Below are 23389 nucleotides of genomic sequence, written 5' to 3' on the forward strand. Positions count from 1 at the left end.
CTGGGGGCGGCCCGCACCGAGCCAACCGCCACGCGGTCTCTGTCTCCGAGCGCATGTGCTAGACAGAAATGCGATCGTTTCGAGACGTGGAGGCGCCGGTGCCGGACAGCGACAACCGCTCGGCGGTGGGCGAACTCATCGCCCACCGGCAGGCCGAGGGCAGTGCGCCCGGAGAGCGCGGCGACGATGCCCGGCTCGCCCTGGTGATCGAGGGCGGCTCGGCGCGCGGGGTGTATTCGCACGGCATGGTCGCGGCGCTCGAGGACCTGGGCGTGCTGCGGTACTTCGATGCCGTGTACGGGTCGTCGGCCGGTGCGCTCAACGGCGCCTGGTTGCTGTGCGGGCGCGCGAACCGGTCGCGGCGGGCGTGGCAGGCCGACGTGGTGCGGCGGGTCATCGCCCCGGCTCGCGCGCTGCGCGGCGGGCGCGTGGTCGACACCCGGTATCTCGTGCACGCGGTGTACGAACGGCTCGTGCCGATGGACTTCCCGGCCATCCTCGCCAACCCCGTCACCTTCCACCCGATCGGCACCGACGCCGCGACGGGCGCCGCCGTGGACCTGCACCCGCACCTCACCGACGTCTCCGCGCTGCAACGCGCCCTACGCGCCAGCACCTGCATGCCGATCCTCGCGGGACGGCCGGTGCCGCTCGCCGACCGCCGCTACGTCGACGCGGGCATGTCCGAATCGGTCCCCATCCGCACGGCTCTCGCCCAGGGAGCCACCCACGCCCTGGTGCTGCGCACCCGCCGCGCCGACGAAAACCCCAGCGCCCCCTCGGAATTGGAACGCCGCGTGGTCACCCGCTTCCTGTCCCGGCACGCCCCCGGCGTGGTCGACGGCTGGCTCGCCCGCGCCGACCAGCACCACCGCGACGAACAAACCATGACCGACAACCCCGCGATCCTCCAGATCCGCCCACCCGCCGGCTCCCCCACCGTAGGCCGCGTGGCCCGCGCCGAACCCCTCCTCCTACAAGCCTTCGACCTCGGCCGCACCATCACCCACACCACCCTGTCGCCCTACCTCACCCCGACTTCCCACGCCTGAGTCGCTCTCATGCGTCTCTTCCGGCCGAGAGGCGCAGGGCGGGTTGGGCGGTGGCTCGGGCTACTGCCGCTATTTCTTCCTGTAGGGCGGGGAGGGGTGGTGGGGTGTTGTCGAACATGGTGAGGGTGAGGGTGTCGGCTTCGGTGGTCCAGGTGCCGGTGATGCGGCCGGCGGTGAGGACCAAGGGGGAGATCCAGCCTGCGGTGCGGCTGACTCGGGCGCGGTGTTCGGCGGGGAGGAGGGCGGTGTCGTTGGTGCCCGGGCCGAGGATGTACTGGTCGAACGGGCCCAGGAGGTGGGTGGCGGTGGTGGGGGTGGTGGTGGCCAGGTCCTCGGCGTCCTCGGTGCGGAGCCAGGCGCGGCGGCCCTCCACGTCGACCTCGGTGAGTGCGTCGCCGAGGTCGGTGAACCATTGGCGGACGGTCTTTTTGGACAGTGCACCGCGCAGGAGCCAGGCGCTGAACGCGTCTTCGGTGGCGGGACCGTAGGCGCCGAGGTACGTGGTGATGACGTGCGGGGCGGCGGCCTCGGGCTCGAGCAGCGGGCCCCAGCCCGGGACGAAATGCGTCGGCGCGGTGAAGGTGATGTTGGTGGCGCGCGCGGGGCCGTGGCACAGCACGCCCTGCCACGCCAGGGGTTTCAGCAACGCGCCCCAGCCGGAGGCCAGCTGCTCCCCCAGCGCGTGGAAGCGGGCGTCGGCCAGCAGCGCCTCGACCAGTTCGGCGCGGGTGAGCACCGCGCCGTCGAGGACTTCGCCGACCGCCTCCGCCAGCGCGGCCACCTCCGCCGGGGACGCGCCGAAGTTCTTCTGCCAGCTCGGCTTCTCCCAGGTGCGGGCCGAGGCGAGCAGCGGCAGCACGGCGCGGGCGAAGGCGGGGGTCACCGCGTGCAGGGTGCCGCGCATCGCCCACGTCTTGACCAGCGCGCCCGATTCCAGCGCCCGCACCACCCCACCCGGCGGCGCGGACGAATGCCGCAGCGCCGCAGCGGTTTCCGCCGCCGAGGTGACCTGCGCCTGGATGCCGCCCAGTCGTTCGGCGACCGCCACCGCGTCCCCCTCGCCGCGCGGGCTCACCAGCTGCCTGCGCAGCCGCCACGCGAACACCTGATCCCATGTGACCCGCACCGACAGCCTCCCTACTGGCACCGCACCCGGCGCGGCCCGTGGCCACCTTAAGTTCTGCCACCGACACCTACCGACCGAGCGTGAATTCACACACCTGGGAAGCGCGATTCATGCACGACTGTGCATATATTGCTAGCCTGTCGCTGTGACTTCGACACCGACCGACGCGCCCACCCGGTTCTGGGACCTGGAGACCCGGCTGTCCGCGGTGCTCTCGATGCTGGCGGGCTTCGTCGGCGCCGCCGCCTACACCCATTCTGCCGGTTATTTCGTCACTTTCATGACAGGAAACACCGAGCGCGCCATCCTCGGCAACTTCCTCGGCGACTACACCCTCGCCGGCGGCGCGCTGGCGCTGATCGTTTGCTTCGTCGTCGGCGTGATCGTGGCGTCGGTCTGCCGGCGGCACTGGTGGCGCAACCACCCGCACGGCGCGACCGTGCTGGCCACCATCGCGCTGGCGCTCGCGGCCGTCACCGACCGCGTCCTGACCCACCACGACCGGAACCTGGGCCTGGCGCCGATCCTGTTCGTGGCGTTCGGCATGGGCGCGCTCAACACCTCGTTCGTGAAGAACGGCGAGGTGTCGGTGCCGCTCACCTACGTCACCGGCACGCTGGTGAAACTCGCGCAGGGCATCGAGCGCCACCTCGCCGGCGGCAGCGCGCGCGACTGGCTCGGGTACGCGGTGCTGTACTTCTCCTTCGCCTTCGGCGCGGTCATCGGCGGGTCGATCAGTCTCGTCGTGGACGGGCGCGACATGCTGTACACGGCCGTGGTCGGGTCGGCGCTGGTGTCGGCGTACACGTGGTTCGCCGATCCGCGCTGGGTGCACGACCATCCCGACGCGATCGAGGTGCCGACTCGGCGCAAATGAGCGGGGTCACGCTTTTCGCTTGGGCCGCTTGTCCATCAGACGCAGGATCAGCGGCGTGAAGATGAGCTGCATGGCCAGATCCATTTTCCCGCCCGGCACCACGATGCAGTTCGGCCGCGACATGAACGAGTCGTGCAGCATCGACAGCAGATACGGGAAGTCGATCACCTTCGGGTCGGCGAAGCGGATCACCACGAAACTCTCGTCCGCGGTCGGGATGGTGCGGGCGATGAACGGATTCGAGGTGTCCACGGTCGGCACCCGCTGGAAATTGACGTAGGTCCGGGAGAACTGCGGGCAGATGAATTTCACGTAGTCGGGCATGCGGCGCAGGATGGTGTCGATCACGGCCTCGCTGGAGTATCCGCGCTCGGTCTTGTCGCGGATCACCTTCTGAATCCACTCCAGGTTGATGATCGGCACCACGCCCACCAGCAGGTCGGTGTATTTCGCGACGTCGACGACATCGGTCACCGCCGCGCCGTGCAGGCCTTCGTAGAACAGCAGGTCGCTGCCCGGGTCCAGTTCCTCCCAGGGCGTGAAGGTGCCCGCCTCCTGCCCGTACGGTTTCGCCTCACCCTCGTCGTGCAGATAGCGCCGCGCCAGCCCGACACCGGTTTCGCCGTAATCGCGGAACAGCGTCTCCAATTCCTCCAGCAGATTCGCCTCCGGGCCGAAATGCGAGAAATGCAGATCCCGGTTCTGCTCGGCCTCGGCCATCGCCAGCTTCATCGCGTCGCGGTCGAACCGGTGGAACGAATCGCCTTCCACGATGGCCGCTTTGATGCCCTCGCGGCGGAATATCTCCTGGAACGTCCGGGTCACGCTGGTGGTCCCGGCACCGGAGGACCCGGTGATGGCGACCACGGGATGCTTCAGCGACATGACCTCTCCCGTCAGTGCGGCGCGGGCCGGAACAGCGAGCGGGAACCGAACAGCGAGGCGTCGAACAGCGGCCCCGCGTCGGGGTCGCGGTGATAGCGCACGATCCGTTCGACCTCGTTGCGCGACCCGAAGATGATCGGCACCCGCTGGTGCGGCGCGCGCGGCGGCACCTCCAGCACCCGCTCGCCGCCGGTCGTCGCGGCGCCACCCGCCTGCTCGACCACGAAGGCGATCGGGTTGGCCCCGCACAGCAGCGACACCCGCCCCGGGCGCTCGGGTTCGCGAGTGTCGTAGGGGTACAGGTAGATTCCGCCGCGGGTGAGGATGTGGAAGGTGTCGGCGACCAGCGACGCCACCCACCGCATATTGAAGTCGCGGCCGCGCGGCCCCTCCGCGCCCTCGAGGCATTCGTGCACGTAGCGCCGCACCGGCCGTTCCCAGAACCGCTCGTTGGCGGCGTTGATCGCGAAACCTGAAGTGTCGTCGGGGATCCGCATGCGCGGGTGGGTGAGCACGAACGCGCCGATCTCCCGGTCGAGGGTGAAACCGTCCACGCCGCTGCCCGTGGTGAGCACCAGCATGGTGGCCGGGCCGTAGAGGGTGAACCCGGCGCACACTTGGCGCACGCCGGGTTGCAGGAAGTCCGCGGCCTCGGGCGCCCGATCCTCGTCGGGTGCGCGCAGCACGCTGAAAATCGTTCCGACGGGCAGGTTCACGTCGATATTCGACGCACCGTCGAGAGCGTCGAAGGCCAGCAGGTACTTGCCGCGGCGATACTCGGTGGGCACGGGGTGGAACTCGGACCGCTGCTCGGACAGCAGCGCCGACAACGGCCCGGTCCATTGGGATTCCGAGACCATGATGTCGTCGGCGATGGCGTCGAGGCGGCGATGCACGGTCGGCGGGAGGCTGTCGGCGGGCTGGGCGCCGAGCGACCCGACGATGCGGCCCCGGGTGACCCGATTGGCGATGGTCTTCGTCGCCGTGGCGAGCACGTTCAGCAGCGCGGAGAACTCGCCGGAGGAGCCGGGGTGGCGGTGCTCCTGCTCGATCGTGTACCGGGTGAGCGTCTTCAGTCCCTCGGGCATGGCGCCGGTCAACTCCTCACGGTGATCCGTCGTGTGCGTCCGCGAAGACGCTGCTGCCGTAGACGTCCGCGGCGGTGAGCGTGATCAGATCCGCGCGACCCAGCGGCCGGTGCAGTTCCACCAGCCGCTTGGCCTGGCGCAGCCGGCAGCGGTCCAGGGCATTGCGGACGCTGCGCCCGTTGGCGAATCGCGGTCGCGCCATCCGCAATTCGAGATACTTCGCGAACGCGGCGCGGCCGTCGGGGTCGAAGCGGAAGTGCAGGTCCGCCGTCATCAGTTCCGCGATCGACAGCAGCTCCTCGTGGGTGTAGTCGGGGAACTCGATGTGGTGCGCGACCCGCGAGGACAGGCCGGGATTCGCGGAGAAGAAGGTCTCCATCCGGTCCGGGTAGCCGGCGAAGATCACCACCAGGCTGGTGCGCTCGGTCTCCATCTCCTGCAGCAGGATCTCGATGACCTCCTGCCCGTAGTCGCGCTCGTTCTCCGGCCGGAACAGGTAGTAGGCCTCGTCGATGAACAGCACGCCCCCGGCGGCGCGAGCCAGCGCCTCCTTGGTCTTGGGCGCGGTGTGACCGATGAACTGACCCACCAGATCGTCGCGGGTCACGCTGTGCACCTTGGGTTTCCGGAGATAGCCGAGGGTGTGCAGCAGTTCCGCCATGCGCAGCGCCACCGTCGTCTTGCCGGTGCCCGGACCGCCGGTGAAGCTCATGTGCATGGTCGGGCGGGCGGTGTCGAGGCCGAAGCGTTCGCGGGCGCGTTCGACCAGGAGCAGGGCCGCGATCTCCCGGACCCGCTGTTTGACCGAGGCCAGGCCGACCAGCTCGGCGTCGAGGCGGGCCAGGGTGCGGTCGACGAGTTCGCCTGCGAGGTCGGAGGAAAGGTCCAGCCGCGCATCCTCGGCCAGGGTTTCCGGGGTGTCGTCGACGGGCTCCGGCGTCGCCTCGCCGGTCGGCGCGCGCCCGGATGCCGCCCCGTTCTCCCCCGGGCGATACATCCGGAATCCGCCGGGTGCCCGATCGTCCTGTGCCGGTTGCCTTTCCGCTACCACCCGCGCCACCTCACGCGCCGTAGCGCCGGCCGGCGGGCGACCCGGTCGCGTAGGGCTGCCAGCCGTACTGCTGGCGGCGGTCGTCGGACTCGGCCCGGGTCAGCAGGAAACCCGGTTCCGACGGCGGGCGCTGCACCAGGAAGCTCAGCGCCGTGGTCTGCCGCCCGTAGCTCGCGTCGTAGGCGTTGACGCGAATGTAGTGCTGCGGGAAGGTGTTCCGGCAGAGGTCGAGCTCGGCGAGCACGCCGTCGGGCTCGTCCAGGTCGAACAGCGGCAGCCCCCACATCTCCCAGTACACGTTGCGCGGATGCGGATCGTCGGTGTACTCGATCGACACCGGCCAGTTGTTCAGCAGCGCGTACCGCACCTGCCCGCCGATCTCGGCGTCGGTCAGCGGGGGCAGGTGGGAGAACGTTCCCTGACGCAGATACATGACGAGACCTCTCAGTGGCTGGCGGTGGGCACGGCGTCGGGGGCGTCGGTCGAGGTGTACTCGAAGGTGACGTCGCCCCACGTGGTGAGGGCGGCGTCGAGCGGACGGCAGCCCTCCGCGGCCCGCCTCAGCACGTCGGGCCCCTCCTTCAGCAGATCGCGGCCCTCGTTGCGCGCCTTGACGACCGCCTCGAGCGCCACCCGGTTGGCCTCGGCGCCCGCGGCGATCCCCATCGGGTGGCCGATGGTGCCGCCGCCGAACTGCAGGATCACGTCGTCGCCGAACAGGTCGAGCAGCTGGTGCATCTGCCCGGCGTGGATGCCGCCGGAGGCCACCGGCATCACCCCGGGCAGGCTCGCCCAGTGCTGGTCGAAGAAGATGCCGTTGCGCGGATTCGCCGGAATGTGGTTGTCGCGCAACGTGTCGTAGAAGCCCTTCACGGTGTGCGGGTCGCCCTCGAGCTTGCCGATCACGGTGCCGGCGTGCAGGTGGTCGACGCCGATCAGACGGCACCACTTGGCCAGCACCCGGAAGCTGACCCCGTGCGTCTTCTGCCGGGTGAAGGTGGAGTGCCCGGCGCGGTGCAGATGCAGCAGCATGCCGTTGCGCCGCGCCCACTTCGACATCGACTGCATCGCGGTGTAGCCGACGGTGAGATCCATCATCACGATGACGCTGCCGAGCGATTTCGCGAACTCCGCGCGCTCGTACATGTCCTCCATCGTGGCGGCGGTGACATTGAGGTAATGACCCTTCAACTCACCGGTTTCCGCGATAGCCCGGTTCACGCCTTCCATCGCGAAAAGGTAACGGTCGCGCCAGCGCATGAACGGCTGCGAGTTGATGTTCTCGTCGTCCTTGGTGAAATCCAGTCCGCCCTTGCAGGCCTCGTACACCACCCGGCCGTAGTTGCGCGCGGAGAGGCCGAGTTTCGGTTTCACCGTCGCGCCCAGCAGCGGCCGTCCGTACTTGTTCAGATACTCCCGTTCCATCACCGTCCCGTGCGGCGGGCCGGGAAAGGTCTTGACGTACGCGAGCGGAATACGCATGTCCTCGAGCCGCAGCGCTTTCAGCGGTTTGAATCCGAAGACGTTGCCGATCACCGAGGAGGTGAGATTGGTGATCGACCCCTCCTCGAACAGATCCAGATCGTAGGCGACATACGCGAAGTACTCCCCCGGGCGCCCCGGCACCTCGTCCACCCGGTAGCACTTGCCGCGGTAGAGATCGTTCGCGGTGAGGCGGTCGGTCCACACGACCGTCCAAGTGGCCGTGGAGGATTCGCCCGCGACGGCCGCGGACGCCTCGATCGGGTCGACGCCCGGCTGCGGCGTCACCCGGAACACCGCGAGCACGTCGGTGTCCTTCGGCTCGTAGTCCGCGTCGTAGTAACCCATCGACGCATAGGACTGAACGCCCGGATCCCAGCGGTCGCGGGTGGATTCGTCGGCCATCGTTCCTCCTGTTGACCCGGGGTGGCGCCGTGCAGATCCAGCATGAACGGGCCACTGCGGCCGAACAATTCGATTGTTTCTCGTCTCGCTCAAACGAATCGTTGAGTTTGCTACCGTCTGACGATGGGAACGGTGAGTGCGGTCCGAATGGAAACGTTTCTCGCTGTGGCCCGGCACAACAGCATCCGGCGCGCGGCCGCGCAACTGCACATCACCGAGGCGGCCGCCTCGGCGGCTGTCGCGCACATCGAAAAACAGCTGGGCGCGAAATTGATCGCCAAATCCGGGCGCGGTATCGCGCTCACCGAGGCCGGCCGGGTTTACGCCGAATACTGCCGCAGCATCCTGGGGTTGATAAAAGAGGCGCAGGCCGCGGTCCGCCGCGCCGAAACCGGCCGCCTGCGCATCGGCGTGGTGGCCACCGCGGGCGAGTACGTGCTGCTGCGGCCGCTGGTGTCGTTTCGCGACCGCTTCCCCGACATCGAGGTCGGTCTCTCGATCCAGCCGCGGGACCTGCTGTTCCTCGAATTGCTGCACCACGAAACGGATCTCGTGATCGCCGGGCGCCCGCCGCGCGAGACGCAACTGGTGGTCCGGGCCCGCCGTCCCAGCCGTCTGGTCGTGGTGGGCGCGCCGGGCCACTGCCCCGACCCGCTCACCGCCACCTGGCTGCTGCGCGGGCACGGCTCGGGTACGCGCGAGACCACGCTGGCGCTGCTGGACCGGCTCCAGATCCGCCCGCCCACACTGACTCTCGGATCACACGGCGCGGTCCTGGCGGCGGCGCGAGAAGGCTTGGGCGTCACGCTGATTCACAGCGACGCCATCGAAGGCGACCTGGCGCAGGGGGCGCTGGAACTGCTGCCGGTGGACGGCACCCCGCTCGACCGGCCCTGGCATGCGGTCACCACCCGCACGCCGACACCGGCGGCCCGGCTGTTCGTCAGCCACCTACTCGACTCCGGGCACGTCGGCGCGCAGGCGTTCGAGCCCGCGTCCGTCTCGAAGTAGCTCGTCACCGGGATGTGACCTATTCCATCCGTCGCCGTATTTATTTAGTTAGCGAGCTACAACTATATTTGGCTGAGGTTCCGTCCGCTCGATCCACTCTGGAAGGACACTCTTGGCTTCCGCTCAACCCACCGGTGGTGTCGACGTCGACGACGTCCGGACCATCCGCCGCCGGCTCCGCGTGGACCACGACCACCCGCACTACAAATGGGTGGCGCTGTCGAACACGACTCTGGGCATGCTGATGGTCACCATCAATTCGTCGATCGTGATCATCTCGCTGCCGGCCATCTTCCGCGGCATCCACCTCAACCCGCTCTCGCCGGGCAACGTCAGCTATCTGCTGTGGCTGATCATGGGCTTCCTGCTGACCTCCGCGGTGCTCGTCGTGATGTTCGGGCGCCTGGGCGACATGTTCGGCCGGGTCCGCATCTACAACCTGGGCTTCGTCGTGTTCACGGTGTCGGCGATCGCGCTCTCGTTCGACCCGTTCGACCTCGGCGGCGGCGCGCTGTGGCTGATCGTGTGGCGCATCGTGCAGGGCGTCGGCGGGGCCATGCTGATGGCGAATTCGTCGGCGATCCTCACCGACGCCTTCCCCGCCCGGCAGCGCGGCGTGGCACTGGGCATCAACCAGGTCGCGGCGGTGACCGGATCCTTCCTCGGCCTGCTGATCGGCGGCCTGCTCGCCGAATGGGACTGGAAGGCCGTGTTCTGGGTGAGCGTGCCCTTCGGCATCGTCGGCACCGTCTGGTCCTACCGGTCGCTGCACGACAACGGCGTGCGCACGCCCGGCTCGCTCGACCTGCCCGGCACGCTGACCTTCGCGCTCGGCCTCACCGCGCTGCTGACCGGCATCACCTACGGCATCCAGCCGCACGGCAGCTCCAAGACCGGCTGGACCAACCCGTGGGTACTCGCGGCCGTGTTCGGCGGCGTCGCGCTGCTGGCGGCGTTCTGTTACCTCGAGACCAAGGTGCGGCAGCCGATGTTCCAGATGTCGCTGCTGCGCGACCGCACCTTCGCGCTGGGCAATTTCGCCAGCCTGATGTCCTCGGTCGGGCGCGGCGGGTTGCAGTTCATGCTCATCATCTGGCTGCAAGGGATCTGGCTGCCGCTGCACGGCTTCGACTACGAGTCCACGCCGCTGTGGGCCGGCATCTACATGCTGCCGCTCACCGTGGGTTTCCTGGCGGCGGGCCCGGTCTCGGGCTGGCTGTCGGATCGCTACGGCGCGCGGCCGTTCGCCGCGGGCGGGCTGGCGATCGTGGCCGTCACCTTCGTGCTGCTGGTGGTGATCCCGGTCGACTTCGACTACTGGGTGTTCGCGCTGATCATCCTGTTCAACGGGCTGGGCTCGGGCATGTTCGCCTCGCCCAACACCGCGGAGGTGATGTCGGCGGTGCCGGCCGCGCAGCGCGGCGTCGCCTCGGGCATGCGCGCGACCCTGATGAACGGCGGCATGGCGCTGTCGATCGGCATCTTCTTCTCGCTGATGATCGTCGGGCTCTCGGGCACGCTGCCGGGCGCGATGGACTCCGGACTGCGCAGCCAGGGCGTCTCCGCCGAGGTGGCCGGGCAGCTGGCCGACATGCCGCCCGTGGGCAGCCTGTTCGCCACCTTCCTCGGCTACAACCCGTTCAAGGAACTGCTCGGTCCCACCGGCACCCTCGAGCAGCCGGGCGTCCACGCCGACGTGCTCACCGGCCAGGAATTCTTCCCGAATCTGATCTCGGGTCCGTTCCATTCCGGCCTCGTGGTGGTGTTCCTCGGCGCGGCGCTGATGATGCTGGTCGGTTCGATCGCATCCTGGTTCGCGGGCGGCAGGTACGTCGTGGACGAGCGGCAGGAACTCGCCGAAGCCGACCGCGAGGGCATACTTGCTGAAACGGACCGTGTCGATTCGGACAATTCCGACACGGCCTCGACTCGGGTAGGAGCGAAGTCAGGATGATCCAGCAGGAGCGCACGCGCAGCGCCGAGCAGCTCGCCGAGGCGGCCGATCTCTACCTGTCCCTCGGCCGGATCAGCCGGCTGCTGCGCCGCTCCGGCGACCTCGGGTCGCTCAGTCCCGGCTCCGCCGCCGCGCTGGCCTCGCTGGTGCGGACCGGCCCGATGCGGCTGGGCGACCTGGCCGCGGCCGAACGGGTCACCGCGCCGACCATGTCGCGCATCGTCTCCGGCCTGGAGAAGGTCGGCTACGTCGAACGCACCGCGGATCCGGTGGACGGGCGCGCACAGCTGCTGACGGCGACCGAACCGGCGCACGCCCTGGTCAACGGCCTGACCTCGGCCCGCATCCAGCGCTTCGCGGCCGCCCTGGACGGGCTGGCGGCCGAGGAGCGAGCCGTGCTGACCACCGCCCTGACCCGGCTCATCGATTTGCTCGACGAGTAACACTGCTCACTTTTTCTCGGTCACGTATGGCGTTGTGGCTGCGCAATATAGCGAAATCTGATAGAAAAAGATCACTTCTGCTGACAAAGATCTGGGTTGCTCACAATGTCGTGGGCCGGAGGTTCGAGCTCCCGGGAACCCGTGTAACAGTGCGGCTTTCGGAGCTCGACACTGTTTCCGGAGGAGAACCGTGATGCCTGTCCGCTCGAAATTCACCCCGGCCGTCGTCCGCGACGACGACGAAACCACGCCCGACGAGGCCGTCGTCTGGCCCGAACCGAGTCCACTCTCGTCGTGGTGGCAGCAGGTGATGCAAGCGCCCGCTGATTCGCGCCCGGCATCGGGCGCACTCTAGTAACGCGTTCCGGCCGGTTCTTGGCCGGAATCTCGGGCAGATTCCGGCCAAGAACACGCCGGAGCGAGGGAGACTTGACCTGGAGCGAACTCCAGGTCGTAGCGTCGGAACCGGTGAGCGCGACGCTCACCTTCGGCGTTATCAAGGAGGATCTCCCCGCATGATCGCGACCAGGAAACTCGGCGAACTGACCGTCGGCGCGCAGGGGCTCGGCTGCATGGGCATGAGCTCGGCCTACGGCGTGCGCGACAACGACGACGAAGCGATCGCCACCATTCACCGCGCGCTGGATCTGGGCGTCACGCTGCTTGACACCGCGAACGTGTACGGCGCGGGTGTCAACGAGGAACTCGTCGGCCGCGCGATCTCGGATCGTCGCGACCAGGCGGTGCTCGCCACCAAGTTCGGCATCGTGTGGGGTGAGGACGGCTCGATGAGCGCGCGCGGCGACGCCGCCTACGTCCGGCAGTGCGCCGACGAGTCGCTGGCCCGGCTCGGCGTCGACCACATCGACCTGTACTACCAGCATCGCGTCGACCCGAACGTGCCGGTCGAGGAGACCTGGGGCGCGCTGTCGGAGCTGGTGACCGCCGGCAAGGTGCGCTACCTCGGCATCTCCGAGGCGTCGCCGGAGACCATCCGGCGCGCGCACGCCGTGCACCCGGTGACCGCGCTGCAGAGCGAATGGTCGCTGTGGACGCGCGACATCGAGTCCGAGGTGGTGGCGACCTGCCGCGAGCTGGGCATCGGCATCGTGCCGTTCTCGCCGCTGGGCCGGGGCTTCCTCACCGGGGCCATCACCTCCACCGCGGATCTGCCCGCCGACGACATGCGGCGGCGGCTCCCCCGCTTCGCCGACGGCAACATCGACCGCAACCTGGCGCTGGTCGCGGCGCTGCGCGAGCTGGCGGCGGAAAAGGGCGTCACCGCAGGGCAATTGGCGCTGGCGTGGGTGCAGAGCCGGGGCGCGGACGTGGTGCCGATCCCCGGGACCAAACGGCGCACCTACCTGGAACAGAATGTCGCGGCCGTCGATATCGCTTTGACCGCAGCGGATCTCGCGCGGATCGAGGCCGCCGCACCCGCCGAGGCGGTCGCCGGGGCACGCTATCCCGAGGAGCTGGCACGCGCCGCCGGGAAGTGAGCAGCGCCGCACCGAGGACGCCGCTACCTGTCGTCTCGATCAGGGCCGGCGCTCGCCCTTCGGGTGGAAGTGCATGACGCCCAGGCGATCCCACCAAGCGTAAGCGCCCGTCCGGTACATGCGGGCGCCGGGCGGGCCGAACGGGCAGGCGACGACGCGCTCGGCCACCGCGCCGGAGCGGGGGGCGAGCGCGTCGGCTTCGTCACCGGTCAGGTAGATCTCACCGGCGACCATCGGCGGGGTCGGGCGCAGCATCGCGTCGAGCACGAGCACGCCGGTGTCGTCGTGCGGGCCGCCGCGGCTCCAGCCGAGCACCCGGTGCCGCTCGTCGCCGGGCAGCAGGTCCGTCGCCGCGACCGTGCGCCCGGGGACGACCGCGAAGGCCGTACAGGCGGCGTAGAAGCGATCCCACCACTGGGCGGGGCTGCCGAACCAGGCCACCTGGTCCGCGCGCACCACCAGGCGGAACGCCGGGCGCTCGGCACGGGTGTCCACAACGAGCAGGACCGCGTAGCGCCGGTCGGTCGGGACGTGGGGTTGCGTCGAATGCTGCCGCGCGCCAGGAGTTTCCGGGGCCTCGAGGGCGAGCGGGACGTCCGCGAAAAGCACTGCGGTGTCGAACAATTCGCCCATCCCGGCGAGGTGCTCGAGGTCGCGCAGTGTGGCCGGGCCGTGTGCGAGGAGCGCGGCGTGGGCGGCGTGCAGGCCGTTGGCGAAGCCCGCGAGGGTGTCACCTGGGCGCAGCCGGGCGCGTACGGGGAGGATCGCGCCGATCGTCGCCGCGCTGCCCGGACCGGACGTCGACAGCGCCGCGGAGGTGCCGAAGAGCACGTCGGCACTGGCGGTGACGTGGCTCAGCACCAGGGCCCAGGCCGAGACGATCATGCGGTCGAGGGTCAGGCCGATGCGAGCCGCCTGCGCACGCAGCCGATCGGCCAGCGACTCGGGCAGCGTGAAGGCGTGGACGACCGGCTCTTCCGGCAGCTCCGACGCGGCGGGACGGCCGATTCTGGTGGGGCGGCAGTCCGCCAGCGCGGCACGCCACGCCGCGTGCTGCGGGCCGCCGGTGAGCCGATGTTCGTGCGGCGCCGCGGGCATCGCCGGATCCGGCGGATCACCGAATTCGGCTTCGAGACAGCTCAAATGCGCGGAGATGTCGGCTGTGCACGCCGGGAGCGGCGTCTGCCGGGCCTCGCGTGCGCGGTTCTAGTACCGAGGCGCCTACGCCGGTGCTCGGCCGAAATGCGCTGGGACTCCCTCGCTTTCACCGTGCACGTGCTCATGACGAACTCCCTCCCGCTGTGACCGCCACACCGACCGCGATGCCGGCACGCCCGCGCTCACGAATACGGTAACCGGTGCACGCGCATCCCGCACCAATCGAGCTACCGATGCGCGAAACAGCGCGGCGGCCCGAGCTTTTCGCCCGGACCGCCGCGCCGCTCGGCTGGTTCAGTCGTCGTCGCGGTCGGTGCCCAGCACGGCCCCGGAACCCGCGTCGACCTGTACCTCGTACTCGATTCCGTCGGTGCCGCGCACGTCGACCTGCCACACCGTGGTCCCGCGCTCGGTGTCCGGTTCGGCGGACAGCACGGTGCCGCCGGGGACCGCCTCGAGCGCCTTGGCGGTGGCCTGGTCGCGGGTCACCGACGGATCCGCCTGCGTGCGGACCTGATCGGTCCGCACGGCCGCCGCCGCGGTCCCGCCGGTGCCGAGGGACGCCAGCGCGACGCCGCCGCCGATGAGCGCGATCGCGACGGCGCCGACGAGCATCCAGCGCAACCCGCTCCAGATACCGCGAGCAACGAGTTCCATGTCAAACCTCCTGGGGCAGTGATGATCTGCGACGCGAGCACCACCTTCGCAGCAGCGGCCTGAAGCCAACCTGAACCGACCTGAAAACGGCTTCAGGATCGATCTGTCAGGCTGACCCCATGCGTTTGCTGATCGTGGAGGATGAGAAGCGCCTCGCCGACACCCTGGCCAAGGGCCTGAGTGCGGAGGGCTTCGCGGTCGATGTCGCCTACGACGGCACCGACGGGCTGCACCTGGCCACCACCGGTACCTACGACGTGATCGTCCTCGACATCATGCTGCCGGGCCGCAACGGCTACCAGGTGTGCGCCGCGCTGCGTGCCGCCGGGCACGAGACGCCGGTGCTGATGCTGACCGCCAAGGACGGCGAGTACGACGAGGCCGAGGGCCTGGACACCGGCGCCGACGACTACCTCCGCAAACCGTTCTCCTACGTGGTCCTGCTCGCCCGCCTGCGCGCGCTGCTGCGTCGTCGCACCCGCGGCGGCGTGCCGGTGCTCAGCGTCGGCGACCTGAGCCTGGACCCCAACACGCACCGCTGCCGCCGCGGCGAGGAAGAGGTGGTGCTGACCGCCAAGGAGTTCGCCGTGCTCGAGCAGCTCGCGGTGCGGGCCGGCGAGATCGTGTCGAAAGCCGATATCCTGCAACATGTCTGGGACTTCGCCTACGACGGCGACCCGAACATCGTCGAGGTCTACATCAGCACGCTGCGCCGCAAGATCGACACCCCGTTCGGGCGGCGGTCCATCACCACGGTGCGCGGCGCCGGTTACCGGCTGGTGGCCGACCGTGCCTGAGGTGTCGTGGCGGTCGATGCCGCGGTGGCGGCCCCGCCTGCTGCGGTCGGTCCGGGCCCGTACGACCGCCGCGGCCACCGCCGTCGTCGCCGTCGGGCTGATCGCCGCGGGCGCCGCGGTGCTGGCGGTGCTGCGGCACACTCTGATCGACAGCGCGAGCCTGCAGGCGGAGATGACCGCGCGCAACGTCGAATCCCAGCTCGCGCGCGGCACCGATCCCGCGCAACTCAAGCTGCCCGACGCCGATACCCAACCGGTGCAGGTGATCTCGGCCGACGGGCGGGTGCTGGCCGCGGAGGACGAACTGCGGGGCGAACCGGCCATGGCGCGATTCGCCGCCGCGGCCGAGGAGAAGGAAGAAGACGAGGACGACGACGAGGACGAACCGGAGGACGACGACGAAAAGCCGGTAGCACACACGCATTCGGTGAGCGCCGCGCCCGCGAACTCGTTCACGCTGCACAATATGCGGCTCCCGGTCGCCGACGAGGAGACCGGCAGCCACGACTTCCGGGTCGCCGCCCTCGGCACCACCACCGCCGCCGGGGAACCGGTCACCGTCTACGCGGGCGCGTCGCTCGCCACCGCGGACAAGGCCGTGGCCGGCGCGCGCAACGCGATGCTGCTCGGCCTGGCGCCGCTGCTGGCCCTGGTCGGCGGCGTCACGTGGCTGGTCACCCGCCGCGCGCTGCGCCCGGTGGAGGGCATCCGCAGCGAACTGGCCGAGATCATGGGCGGCGACTTGAGCCGCCGTGTGCCCGAACCGAATTCGCACGACGAGATCGCCCGGCTGGCGTCGACGACCAATGCCACGCTCGCCGCGCTCGAGCAGGCCTCGGAACGGCAGCGGCGGTTCGTGGCCGACGCCGCGCACGAGTTGCGCAGCCCGATCGCGAGCCTGCGCACCCAGCTGGAGGTCGCCCAGGCCCATCCGCACCTGCTCGAGGTCGACGGCCTGATCGCCGATTCGGTGCGCCTGGAACACCTCGCCGCCGACCTGCTGCTGCTGGCGCGGCTGGACGCGGGCGAACAACCGCGCCGCGAACCGGTGGACCTGACCGAACTCGTCCGCGACGACCTCGACCACCGCGCCGGGGACACCCACCCGGTCCTGACCGATCTCACCGCCGCCCCGGCGACCGTGCTCGGCAGCCGCATCCAGATCGGCCGGGTGCTGGGCAATCTCGTCGACAACGCGCAGCGGCACGCGGCCGCGACGGTGCGCGTCGCGGTGCGGCGCGCGGGCGACACGGTCGTGCTGGAGGTCAGCGACGACGGTCCCGGCATCCCGGCCGACGACCGCGAGCGGGTCTTCCGGCGCTTCGTGCGCCTCGACGACGCCCGCAGCCGCGACGAGGGCGGCGCGGGGCTCGGACTGGCCATCGTGCGCGACGTGGTGGACCGCCACGGCGGCGAGATCCGGGTGGACGACGGGCCCGCGGGCGGGGCGAGGTTCACCGTGGTCTTCCCGGCCGCGCCCTGACCGGCCGCGAGAATTACTGGGCCGCGTCGACTTTCAGTGTCACCGGGGTGTCCGCGGCGACCGAGGTGCCGGGCGCGGGCGTCTGGTCGGTGATGGTCCACGCGGTGGTGTGGCTGGCCGCGTCGTTCATCACGTCACGGCCGTCGGCGGCGGTGATGGAACCGATCGCGAAGCACAGCCCCGCGCCGACGACGGTCTCGCCGAGCGGCTTGCCGCGGAAGTCGGGCAGCGCCTGCGGCCACGTCTGCTCGTTGCACGGCGTGCTCGCCGGCTGGGCCGGCCCGCGCGACGCCGGCGCCGAACTCGACCCGCCGGTCGCGGTGTCCGATCCGCTGTCCGACGACCCGCACGCCCCGCAGGCGAGCGCAACGGCCAGGGTGAACACGGTGATCGCGGTGCGCCGCATACGTTTTCCTCTACGTCCACGGACCGGCCGCGCCGGCCCTCGAGCTGCGCCACGCACCCTAATACGAGTCGCCGCCGCGGGACCGCACGGGGTCCGGCGGCGGCCCGCGACAGCCGCGCCGAAACGGCACCGGTGAAAGTCGCGATCAGATATTTTCCGGTCGGCTCGGGATTTTTCCGGCCTATATGACGTAAATTCCGCGGGGCGGCCTGAATTACACCACACCAGCCTTTTACCGACGCATTTACTCGCTGCCGCAACCGGACCCGGCCGGTCCGGTGCGCAGCCCGTGGTCGGCGGACCAACCCGACCCGGCAGCCGATGCCGGGCGGTGAGGTCCGAGGGCCGCAGCGCATCTCGGACCCCACCCGATCAGCGGTGCTATCGACCGCGAGCCGGTGGAATCGGATGATCCGCCCGACGAAATTGTGCCTCCGAAACTTCCGGTCGGCAGCGGTTTTCGCTGTTACGACCTGATGAAAATCCGATATCCCCGCGTTGCGGTAGCTACCGGACCGTTGTTTCCGCCAGTGCCGATTCCAGCCGGGCCAGCGCGGCCCGGATGCGCGATTTCACCGTCGACACCTGGACGCCGAGCCGGTCGGCCACCTGCGGATAGCTGAAACCGAAATAGAACGCCAGCACCAGCGACTCCCGTTGCAGCGGTGTCAGCGCGCCCAGACCCGTTCGCACACAACGCAGTTCGTGGCGGCGCAGGGTCTCCTCCACGACCGAGTCCACCGGCGGGCGGTAGTCGCTGACGCCCCAGGCGTGATCGTGCTCGGAGCTGGCGCGCTCGTGCCGCACCCGGTCCACCGCCTGCCGGTGCGCCAGCGTGCGCAGCCAGGTCGCCGCCGAACCGCGCCGCTCGTCGAATCCGGCGGCGCTGCGCCACACCTGGATGAACACGTCCTGACAGGTCTCCTCGGCGTAGCCCGGGTCGCGCACCACCGCGAGCACCCGCCGGAACACCATCGGGCGGGTGCGGCGGTACAGCTGGTCGAAGGCCTCCCGGTCGCCGCTGCCGACGCGGCGCACCAGTTCGGCATCGAGGTCCGGGACGGCGGCGCGACAGGGTACGAGAACGGCCACGATTGCCCCCACACGTGAGACGGTGTCGGATCCCGCCGTCGAGGTCATGGACGCGTGCCGGGAAGGAACTCCCGTCCGGGGGCAGGGGATTCGGGAGCCGCGGCCCAGTCTACCGGTCCCCTTACAGCCGCAGGCCGAGTTCGACGATGCCGCGGGCCACCTCGTGGACGCCGATCCGGTGCCGGCGCGCGTGCGTGCGGATCAGATCGTAGGCGGCGTCCGGGCCGATGCGGCGCGCGCCCGCGATGACGCCCTTGGCCTGTTCCACCACGATGCGCGAATCCAACGCGTGCTGTAGCTGATCGGTCAGCTGCTGCTGGCGGCGCAGGCGGTCGGTGGTGAGCAGATGGTTGGCGGCCAGGCCCGCCAGCAGGGCGCCGAGCGAGAGGTCCGCCGCCGTCCACTCCCGGGGCGCGGGCGCGTACAGGCCCAGCACGCCGAGGCGCACCGCACCCAGCTGCAGGGGCAGTTCCACCACCGCGGACACGCCGTGCCGCACGGCGGCGCCGGTGTACTCGGGCCAGCGCTCCCGGTGCCGGTGCACATCGGGCACCGCCACCGGCGTGCCCTGGCGCAAGGCGTCGAGTCCGGGGCCGCGCGCGCAATCCTGCTGTGCCGCCGCGACTTCCATCAGTTCGCCCGGCAGGGCTCCGGCCACCTCGCACCGGCCGTCCTCGACCAGCGTGACCGCGGCCCCCGACAGGGCCAGCACGTCGGTGGCCGTGCCCATCAGTTCCGACAGCGCGTCCGAGCGGTTCGGCGCCTCGGGTAACCGCGATACCAAGCGCCCCAACGCCGGGACCAGCGCGTCGCCGTCGGACATCCCTGCATCACCCCCGCATCGCGGACGCCGCGGCGTCCGTCGGGCCGGTCGGATCTCGCGTCAGCCGGGCCCATCGATCCTACGACCGCTCCGGTAGCCGAATTACCCCGAATCCCTGGACAATTCGTGCCCTTTCGCTGTCAACGACGGTCGACAACGGTGGCCTCGGGATGCAACCATGGAATTCGTGGCTCCGCTGCGCCACCCACGCGGGCGGCGGTGAGCCTGGTCTTGCTCGACTCGGCCGCTGCGCTCAGCCCGGGAGGCCTGATGGGGTCGGTACTCGACGACGAACACGCCCTGCTGGTCACGCTCGTGTCCGCCGTCGGCCAGCTGGCCGGCGACTTCGACGTGATCGAGCTGTCCCAGCAATTGGTCGACGCGTGCCCGGGCGTGACCGGCGCCGCCGACGCGGGGCTGTTCCTCGCCGACCATCGCGGTGACCTGCACCTGCTCGCCTCCACCAGCGAGGGGCCCGAGCTGCTGGAGCTGTTGCAGGTCGAGGCCTTGCACGGCCCCGCCCGGCGCACCTTCCGCACCGGGTTGCCCACCAGCGTGCCCGATCTGCGCGACACCCGGCGCCGGTTTCCCGAATTCTGCCAGCGGGCCGTGGATTTCGGCTACCTGTCGGCCTGCGCGCTGCCACTGCGCTGCCGCAGCCGCGAGGCGGGCGCGCTGACCGTCCTCGCCGCGGCGCCCGGCGCGCTCGACACGGCCGGATTGCGCGCCGGGCAGGCGCTGGCCGACGTGGCGGGCATCGGCATCACCCAGCACGCCGTGGCGCCGCAACCGCTCCCGGCGCGGCTGCCCGCGGCGCTCTCCGCGCGCATCGTCATCGAACAGGCCAAGGGGGTGCTGGCCGAGCGCGGCGGCCTCGAGATGGCCGAGGCGTTCCGGCGGCTGCGCGCCCACGCGCTCGAAAACGGCGGGCGGCTGGCCGAACTCGCGGCCGCGGTCGTGGACGGCACCGTGGACACCGACGAGATCCTGTCCTGAGCCGCCTCACTCGGGATCGAAGCGAATGCGCCGCGCGACCACCGCGGCGGCGACCTCCGCCAGCGACTGCCCGTGCGCGAAGGCGTGGGCCCGCAGGTGCGCGTAGGCGTCGGGCACGGGGACGCCGCGCTGCGCGACCACCATGCCGGCCGCCTGGTGAATGGCGCGACTGGACAGCGGCTGCTCCAGCCACCGCGCGTCGCCGCCGGGCGCCGCGGCCGCCCGGGCCAGCGCCACCTGCGTGGTGATCAGGCGGGCCACGTGCAGCCCGGCCGACACCGTCGGCGGGTCCAGCCCGCCGGGGCTCGCGCGGTACAGATCCAGCGCGCCGAAGCGAATCGTGCCCAGCCGCAACGGCATCGCGATCATCGACCCGGACGCGCGGGTGCGCGCCAGCGCGTCGGCGAAGACCGGCCACCGCTCGCAGCCGGCGGACAGATCCGCCACCGGCACCGGCAGGCCCGTCGCCAGCGCCTCCACCGCCGGGCCCTCGCCGACGGTCGCCTGCACCGCCTCCACCCCGGCGGCCACCTCGTCACTGGTCCACCACGGCTGCACACCGGCGTGGTACTCGTCGATGACGATCGCGGCCCGCTGCACCGGCAGCACCCGCACGCACGCCGTGCACGCGCCCGCGGCACCGCCCCCACCGGCCCGTGCGGCGGCCAGGAAGCGCTCGGTCAGCCTGAGATCCACCATGGTCGCCATCCGGAAACAAGTCGCTCGTTTCCGGGAACGATGTCCGAAAACGGCTGCGCGGGAACTTTGTCCGCGTTCCCATCCTGCCGCATCCGGGCGGCGCGCGCCGGTTCAGCCGAGCAAATACTGCTCGAGATGTTCGCGCTCGTGCTGCAACTCGGACAGGGCGCTCTTCACCACGTCGCCGATGCTGACGATGCCGACCATCCGGCCGCGCCGCAGGACCGGCAGGTGCCGGATGCGGTGCTCGGTCATGGTGGTGCGCAACGTCTCCACCCGGTCGTCGGGTGAGCAGGTGTGCACCACCGTGGTCATGATGTCGGCGACCGGACGGTCCAGCAGGTCCGCGCCGATCGTGTGCAACCGGCGAACGACGTCGCGCTCGGAGACGATGCCGTCCAAGGCGCGGCCGTCCGCCGACACCACCACCGCGCCCACATTGCGTTCGGCGAGCAGCGCCAGCAGTGCGCGCACCGGTGCGTCCGGCGCGATGGTCACCACGTCGCTGCCCTTCTTGCGCAGGATTTCCGAGATTCGCATAGGTTGCCACCGCCCGTCCGTGCCCTTGGATGGTTATCAGGATCTCGCGTTTCGGCGACGGCGACCAGCAAAGAATGCGGCCCGAACGATCAACCTGACGGTCAGGTCTTCCGACGCGCGCGACCGCAGTCGGCGAACCTGCCGCGCCGGTGACCGCCGCGGACGTAGCATGCGGAAGTGGCCGAAGCGAACCGTCCCGCCGTGCTGCGGGTGCTCGTGTACTCGAGCGAATCCGACACCCGCCAGCAGGTGATGCTGGCGCTGGGCAAGCAGCCCCGACCCGACCTGCCGCCGTTCGAGTATCTCGAGGTCGCCACCGCGCCCGTGCTCGTCGAGCAGATGGACGCCGGCGGCATCGACCTGGCGATCCTCGACGGCGAGGCGGCCCCGACGGGCGGGCTGGGCCTGGCCAAGCAGTTGAAGGACGAACTCGACCACTGCCCGCCCGTCGTGGTGCTCACCGGTCGCGCCGACGACGCCTGGCTGGCGAACTGGTCCCGGGCCGAGGCGGCGGTCTCGCATCCGATCGATCCGTTCCAGCTGACCGAGGCGGTGACCGGTCTGCTGCGCGACCGCGCGGTGGCGTGAGCCGGGAACTGTGTTGCCGTGTTTCAGGGTCGGGTGTGAAGCCCGCGGGGCGCTGCGCCTGCCAGGGCTGTGATCGCCGCTCCCACTACGAGTACCGCGCCGAGTAGCAGCGCCGCGGCCGGGCCCGATCCGTCGACCGCGCGGCCGCCGCACAGGGCGCCGAGGGCGATGGAGCCGTTGAAGACCGCGACGAGAATGGCCGAGGCTGGTTCCCTCGAGTTCGGTGCGGCGGCGAGCGTCCATGTCTGAGTGCTGACCGACACTCCGCCGTAGGTCACTCCCCAAAGGATGAGCAGGAGGGCGGACGCTACCAGCGAGCCGCCCGCCGGGACGAGCGCGGCGACCGCTGCCGCCAGTCCGGCGCAGATGATCAGCACCGCCCGCCGAGGTGCCCGCGATGCAATCGTGCCGAAGAGGAAAGTTCCCAGGACTCCGGCGATTCCGTAGCTCAGCAGCAGTGCGCTGATCGTGCCCGCGCTCGCGTTCGTCCGCTGCTCGAGCACCGGGCGGATGTAGGTGTAGGCGGCGAAGTGGCCGCCGACGAGCAGGACCACCACGAGCATGCCGGTGCGCAGCCGCGGCTCGGCCAGCAGGCGCGGCAGTTCCGCCAGGGCCACCCCGCGTTCGGGCCGCAGCGCGGGCAACAACGCATACGCTGCCACGGCGACGAGCGCGGCCAGCGCCGCGGCCGCCGCGAAGGCGTAGCGCCAGCCGATCAGCGCGCCGAGATAGGTGCCGGCGGGAACGCCCAGCACCGACGCGATCGCGATGCCGCTGAAGATCACCGACGTGGCCGGGCCGACCGCGCGCGGCGGTACGAGCCGCACGGCCAGGCTGCCCGAGATCGCCCACACCCCGCCCATGCCCGTCCCGACCAGGACGCGGCCCGCGACCAGCACCGCGAAGTTCGGCGCCACCGCGCACAACGCGTTGCCGAGGGCGACGACGAGCAGCAACACCGGCAGCAGCGGTCGCCGATCCAGGTCGCCCAGTGCGGCCATCAGCAGCGGCGCGGTCATCGCCAGCACTCCGGTGATGGTCAGCGCCAGCCCGGTCAGGCCGCCCGAGACGCCCAGCGCGTCACTCATCGGCGTCAGCAGGCCGACCGGCAGCATCTCCGAGGTGACGACCGTGAAGGTGCCCACCGCGAGCACCGCCACCGCGGCCCGGCCGCGTAGCGAAAGATGTTGTGGGGCAGTTGTTTCGACTCCCACCGTGGCTGTTTCCGTCATATCGCCAGCCAACCCGCGGCGACCGCCCGGAACAACGGCGATGTC

Annotated in this window: 25 protein-coding genes; 11 read left to right on the forward strand and 14 right to left on the reverse strand. The window is 70.5% G+C overall.

Features of this window, described 5'->3' with window-relative positions:
* Positions 1-98 precede the first annotated feature (98 nt).
* The gene (locus IU476_RS04575) at positions 99-1052 is read left to right on the forward strand and encodes a patatin-like phospholipase family protein (protein WP_324193860.1); all 954 of its coding nucleotides are present in this window, start codon (positions 99-101) and stop codon (positions 1050-1052) included.
* A gap of 7 nt (positions 1053-1059) precedes the next feature.
* Here IU476_RS04575 and IU476_RS04580 read toward each other — a convergent pair whose 3' ends face one another.
* Positions 1060-2178 carry a winged helix DNA-binding domain-containing protein gene (locus IU476_RS04580; protein WP_195096771.1) on the reverse strand — a complete coding sequence of 373 codons (1119 nt, stop codon included), beginning with the start codon at positions 2176-2178 and terminating at the stop codon, positions 1060-1062.
* Between the two features lie 145 nt (positions 2179-2323).
* Here IU476_RS04580 and IU476_RS04585 point away from each other — a divergent pair, with 145 nt between their 5' ends.
* The gene (locus IU476_RS04585; RefSeq protein WP_324193861.1) at positions 2324-3055 is read left to right on the forward strand and encodes a YoaK family protein; all 732 of its coding nucleotides are present in this window, start codon (positions 2324-2326) and stop codon (positions 3053-3055) included.
* Positions 3056-3061: 6 nt separating this feature from the next.
* On the opposite strand, the gene IU476_RS04590 is transcribed toward IU476_RS04585, so the two are convergent.
* From IU476_RS04590 to IU476_RS04610, 5 genes are all read right to left on the reverse strand, one after another.
* Positions 3062-3940, reverse strand: a complete 879-nt coding sequence (locus tag IU476_RS04590; protein ID WP_195096772.1) for a phosphoribulokinase — start codon at positions 3938-3940, stop codon at positions 3062-3064.
* Between the two features lie 11 nt (positions 3941-3951).
* Entirely contained in the window at positions 3952-5028 is a 1077-nt protein-coding gene (locus IU476_RS04595) for a class 1 fructose-bisphosphatase (protein WP_195096774.1), read from the reverse strand.
* Between the two features lie 16 nt (positions 5029-5044).
* Complete coding sequence (locus IU476_RS04600; protein WP_195096776.1) at positions 5045-6025, reverse strand: AAA family ATPase; 981 nt, start codon at positions 6023-6025, stop codon at positions 5045-5047.
* Positions 6026-6089: 64 nt separating this feature from the next.
* A complete protein-coding gene (locus tag IU476_RS04605; RefSeq protein WP_195096779.1) occupies positions 6090-6512 on the reverse strand; it encodes a ribulose bisphosphate carboxylase small subunit in 423 nt (140 codons plus the stop codon).
* Between the two features lie 11 nt (positions 6513-6523).
* The gene (locus IU476_RS04610; protein WP_195096781.1) at positions 6524-7966 is read right to left on the reverse strand and encodes a form I ribulose bisphosphate carboxylase large subunit; all 1443 of its coding nucleotides are present in this window, start codon (positions 7964-7966) and stop codon (positions 6524-6526) included.
* Between the two features lie 123 nt (positions 7967-8089).
* Here IU476_RS04610 and IU476_RS04615 point away from each other — a divergent pair, with 123 nt between their 5' ends.
* The 5 genes from IU476_RS04615 to IU476_RS04635 all read left to right on the forward strand — a co-directional run bounded on the left by IU476_RS04615 (position 8090) and on the right by IU476_RS04635 (position 12873).
* Positions 8090-8977 carry a LysR family transcriptional regulator gene (locus tag IU476_RS04615; protein WP_228822997.1) on the forward strand — a complete coding sequence of 296 codons (888 nt, stop codon included), beginning with the start codon at positions 8090-8092 and terminating at the stop codon, positions 8975-8977.
* 238 nt (positions 8978-9215) lie between these two features.
* Positions 9216-10931, forward strand: a complete 1716-nt coding sequence (locus IU476_RS04620) for an MFS transporter (protein ID WP_195097500.1) — start codon at positions 9216-9218, stop codon at positions 10929-10931.
* Positions 10928-11374 (forward strand): MarR family winged helix-turn-helix transcriptional regulator, encoded by a 447-nt coding sequence (locus tag IU476_RS04625; protein ID WP_195096783.1) that lies wholly within the window; start codon positions 10928-10930, stop codon positions 11372-11374. Before IU476_RS04620 ends, IU476_RS04625 begins: the two co-directional genes overlap by 4 nt.
* A 193-nt stretch (positions 11375-11567) precedes the next feature.
* A complete protein-coding gene (locus IU476_RS04630; RefSeq protein WP_195096785.1) occupies positions 11568-11729 on the forward strand; it encodes a hypothetical protein in 162 nt (53 codons plus the stop codon).
* Between the two features lie 160 nt (positions 11730-11889).
* The gene (locus IU476_RS04635) at positions 11890-12873 is read left to right on the forward strand and encodes an aldo/keto reductase (RefSeq protein ID WP_195096787.1); all 984 of its coding nucleotides are present in this window, start codon (positions 11890-11892) and stop codon (positions 12871-12873) included.
* Between the two features lie 39 nt (positions 12874-12912).
* Here the strand turns inward: IU476_RS04635 and IU476_RS04640 are convergent, their stop codons facing one another.
* Positions 12913-13971, reverse strand: coding sequence for a condensation domain-containing protein (locus tag IU476_RS04640; protein WP_195096789.1), 1059 nt, complete (start codon positions 13969-13971; stop codon positions 12913-12915).
* Positions 13972-14325: 354 nt separating this feature from the next.
* Complete coding sequence (locus tag IU476_RS04645) at positions 14326-14688, reverse strand: PepSY domain-containing protein (protein WP_195096792.1); 363 nt, start codon at positions 14686-14688, stop codon at positions 14326-14328.
* A 119-nt stretch (positions 14689-14807) separates the two neighbouring features.
* Here IU476_RS04645 and IU476_RS04650 point away from each other — a divergent pair, with 119 nt between their 5' ends.
* Positions 14808-15485, forward strand: coding sequence for a response regulator (locus IU476_RS04650; protein ID WP_195096794.1), 678 nt, complete (start codon positions 14808-14810; stop codon positions 15483-15485).
* Positions 15478-16968, forward strand: coding sequence for a sensor histidine kinase (locus IU476_RS04655; RefSeq protein WP_324193862.1), 1491 nt, complete (start codon positions 15478-15480; stop codon positions 16966-16968). The genes IU476_RS04650 and IU476_RS04655 overlap by 8 nt, the downstream gene beginning before the upstream one ends.
* A 13-nt stretch (positions 16969-16981) precedes the next feature.
* Here the strand turns inward: IU476_RS04655 and IU476_RS04660 are convergent, their stop codons facing one another.
* From IU476_RS04660 to IU476_RS04670, 3 genes are all read right to left on the reverse strand, one after another.
* The gene (locus IU476_RS04660; RefSeq protein WP_195096796.1) at positions 16982-17374 is read right to left on the reverse strand and encodes a PASTA domain-containing protein; all 393 of its coding nucleotides are present in this window, start codon (positions 17372-17374) and stop codon (positions 16982-16984) included.
* A gap of 507 nt (positions 17375-17881) precedes the next feature.
* Positions 17882-18466, reverse strand: a complete 585-nt coding sequence (locus IU476_RS04665; protein WP_324193863.1) for a sigma-70 family RNA polymerase sigma factor — start codon at positions 18464-18466, stop codon at positions 17882-17884.
* 121 nt (positions 18467-18587) lie between these two features.
* Positions 18588-19289, reverse strand: a complete 702-nt coding sequence (locus IU476_RS04670; RefSeq protein WP_195096800.1) for a GAF and ANTAR domain-containing protein — start codon at positions 19287-19289, stop codon at positions 18588-18590.
* A 270-nt stretch (positions 19290-19559) separates the two neighbouring features.
* Between IU476_RS04670 and IU476_RS04675 the strand changes: the two genes are divergently transcribed.
* Entirely contained in the window at positions 19560-20285 is a 726-nt protein-coding gene (locus IU476_RS04675) for a GAF and ANTAR domain-containing protein (RefSeq protein ID WP_195096802.1), read from the forward strand.
* Between the two features lie 6 nt (positions 20286-20291).
* On the opposite strand, the gene IU476_RS04680 is transcribed toward IU476_RS04675, so the two are convergent.
* Complete coding sequence (locus IU476_RS04680) at positions 20292-20984, reverse strand: GAF and ANTAR domain-containing protein (protein WP_195096805.1); 693 nt, start codon at positions 20982-20984, stop codon at positions 20292-20294.
* Positions 20985-21095: 111 nt separating this feature from the next.
* On the reverse strand, positions 21096-21524 hold the full coding sequence (locus IU476_RS04685; RefSeq protein WP_195096806.1) for a CBS domain-containing protein: 429 nt from the start codon (positions 21522-21524) through the stop codon (positions 21096-21098).
* Positions 21525-21701: 177 nt separating this feature from the next.
* On the opposite strand from IU476_RS04685, the gene IU476_RS04690 reads away from it, so the two are divergent.
* On the forward strand, positions 21702-22112 hold the full coding sequence (locus tag IU476_RS04690; RefSeq protein ID WP_195096808.1) for an Rv3143 family two-component system response regulator: 411 nt from the start codon (positions 21702-21704) through the stop codon (positions 22110-22112).
* Positions 22113-22135: 23 nt separating this feature from the next.
* Here IU476_RS04690 and IU476_RS04695 read toward each other — a convergent pair whose 3' ends face one another.
* Positions 22136-23344: an MFS transporter gene (locus IU476_RS04695; protein ID WP_195096810.1), complete on the reverse strand. Its 1209-nt coding sequence runs from the start codon at positions 23342-23344 to the stop codon at positions 22136-22138.
* Between the last annotated feature and the right edge of the window lie 45 nt (positions 23345-23389).

Origin of the sequence: Nocardia blacklockiae, from assembly GCF_015477355.1 — a bacterium.
In the GTDB taxonomy this organism is placed as follows: domain Bacteria; phylum Actinomycetota; class Actinomycetes; order Mycobacteriales; family Mycobacteriaceae; genus Nocardia; species Nocardia blacklockiae.

Excerpts from the sequence above, each read along its gene's own strand:
- IU476_RS04590 (WP_195096772.1), bottom strand. The coding sequence starts at position 3,940 with ATGTCGCTGAAGCATCCCGTGGTCGCCATCACCGGGTCCTCCGGTGCC.
- IU476_RS04595 (WP_195096774.1), bottom strand. The coding sequence starts at position 5,028 with ATGCCCGAGGGACTGAAGACGCTCACCCGGTACACGATCGAGCAGGAG.
- IU476_RS04600 (WP_195096776.1), bottom strand. The coding sequence starts at position 6,025 with ATGTATCGCCCGGGGGAGAACGGGGCGGCATCCGGGCGCGCGCCGACC.
- IU476_RS04605 (WP_195096779.1), bottom strand. The coding sequence starts at position 6,512 with ATGTATCTGCGTCAGGGAACGTTCTCCCACCTGCCCCCGCTGACCGAC.
- IU476_RS04610 (WP_195096781.1), bottom strand. The coding sequence starts at position 7,966 with ATGGCCGACGAATCCACCCGCGACCGCTGGGATCCGGGCGTTCAGTCC.
- IU476_RS04615 (WP_228822997.1), top strand. The coding sequence starts at position 8,090 with ATGGGAACGGTGAGTGCGGTCCGAATGGAAACGTTTCTCGCTGTGGCC.
- IU476_RS04620 (WP_195097500.1), top strand. The coding sequence starts at position 9,216 with ATGCTGATGGTCACCATCAATTCGTCGATCGTGATCATCTCGCTGCCG.
- IU476_RS04625 (WP_195096783.1), top strand. The coding sequence starts at position 10,928 with ATGATCCAGCAGGAGCGCACGCGCAGCGCCGAGCAGCTCGCCGAGGCG.
- IU476_RS04630 (WP_195096785.1), top strand. The coding sequence starts at position 11,568 with ATGCCTGTCCGCTCGAAATTCACCCCGGCCGTCGTCCGCGACGACGAC.
- IU476_RS04635 (WP_195096787.1), top strand. The coding sequence starts at position 11,890 with ATGATCGCGACCAGGAAACTCGGCGAACTGACCGTCGGCGCGCAGGGG.
- IU476_RS04640 (WP_195096789.1), bottom strand. The coding sequence starts at position 13,971 with ATGCCCGCGGCGCCGCACGAACATCGGCTCACCGGCGGCCCGCAGCAC.
- IU476_RS04645 (WP_195096792.1), bottom strand. The coding sequence starts at position 14,688 with ATGGAACTCGTTGCTCGCGGTATCTGGAGCGGGTTGCGCTGGATGCTC.
- IU476_RS04650 (WP_195096794.1), top strand. The coding sequence starts at position 14,808 with ATGCGTTTGCTGATCGTGGAGGATGAGAAGCGCCTCGCCGACACCCTG.
- IU476_RS04660 (WP_195096796.1), bottom strand. The coding sequence starts at position 17,374 with ATGCGGCGCACCGCGATCACCGTGTTCACCCTGGCCGTTGCGCTCGCC.
- IU476_RS04670 (WP_195096800.1), bottom strand. The coding sequence starts at position 19,289 with ATGTCCGACGGCGACGCGCTGGTCCCGGCGTTGGGGCGCTTGGTATCG.
- IU476_RS04675 (WP_195096802.1), top strand. The coding sequence starts at position 19,560 with ATGGGGTCGGTACTCGACGACGAACACGCCCTGCTGGTCACGCTCGTG.
- IU476_RS04680 (WP_195096805.1), bottom strand. The coding sequence starts at position 20,984 with ATGGTGGATCTCAGGCTGACCGAGCGCTTCCTGGCCGCCGCACGGGCC.
- IU476_RS04685 (WP_195096806.1), bottom strand. The coding sequence starts at position 21,524 with ATGCGAATCTCGGAAATCCTGCGCAAGAAGGGCAGCGACGTGGTGACC.
- IU476_RS04695 (WP_195096810.1), bottom strand. The coding sequence starts at position 23,344 with ATGACGGAAACAGCCACGGTGGGAGTCGAAACAACTGCCCCACAACAT.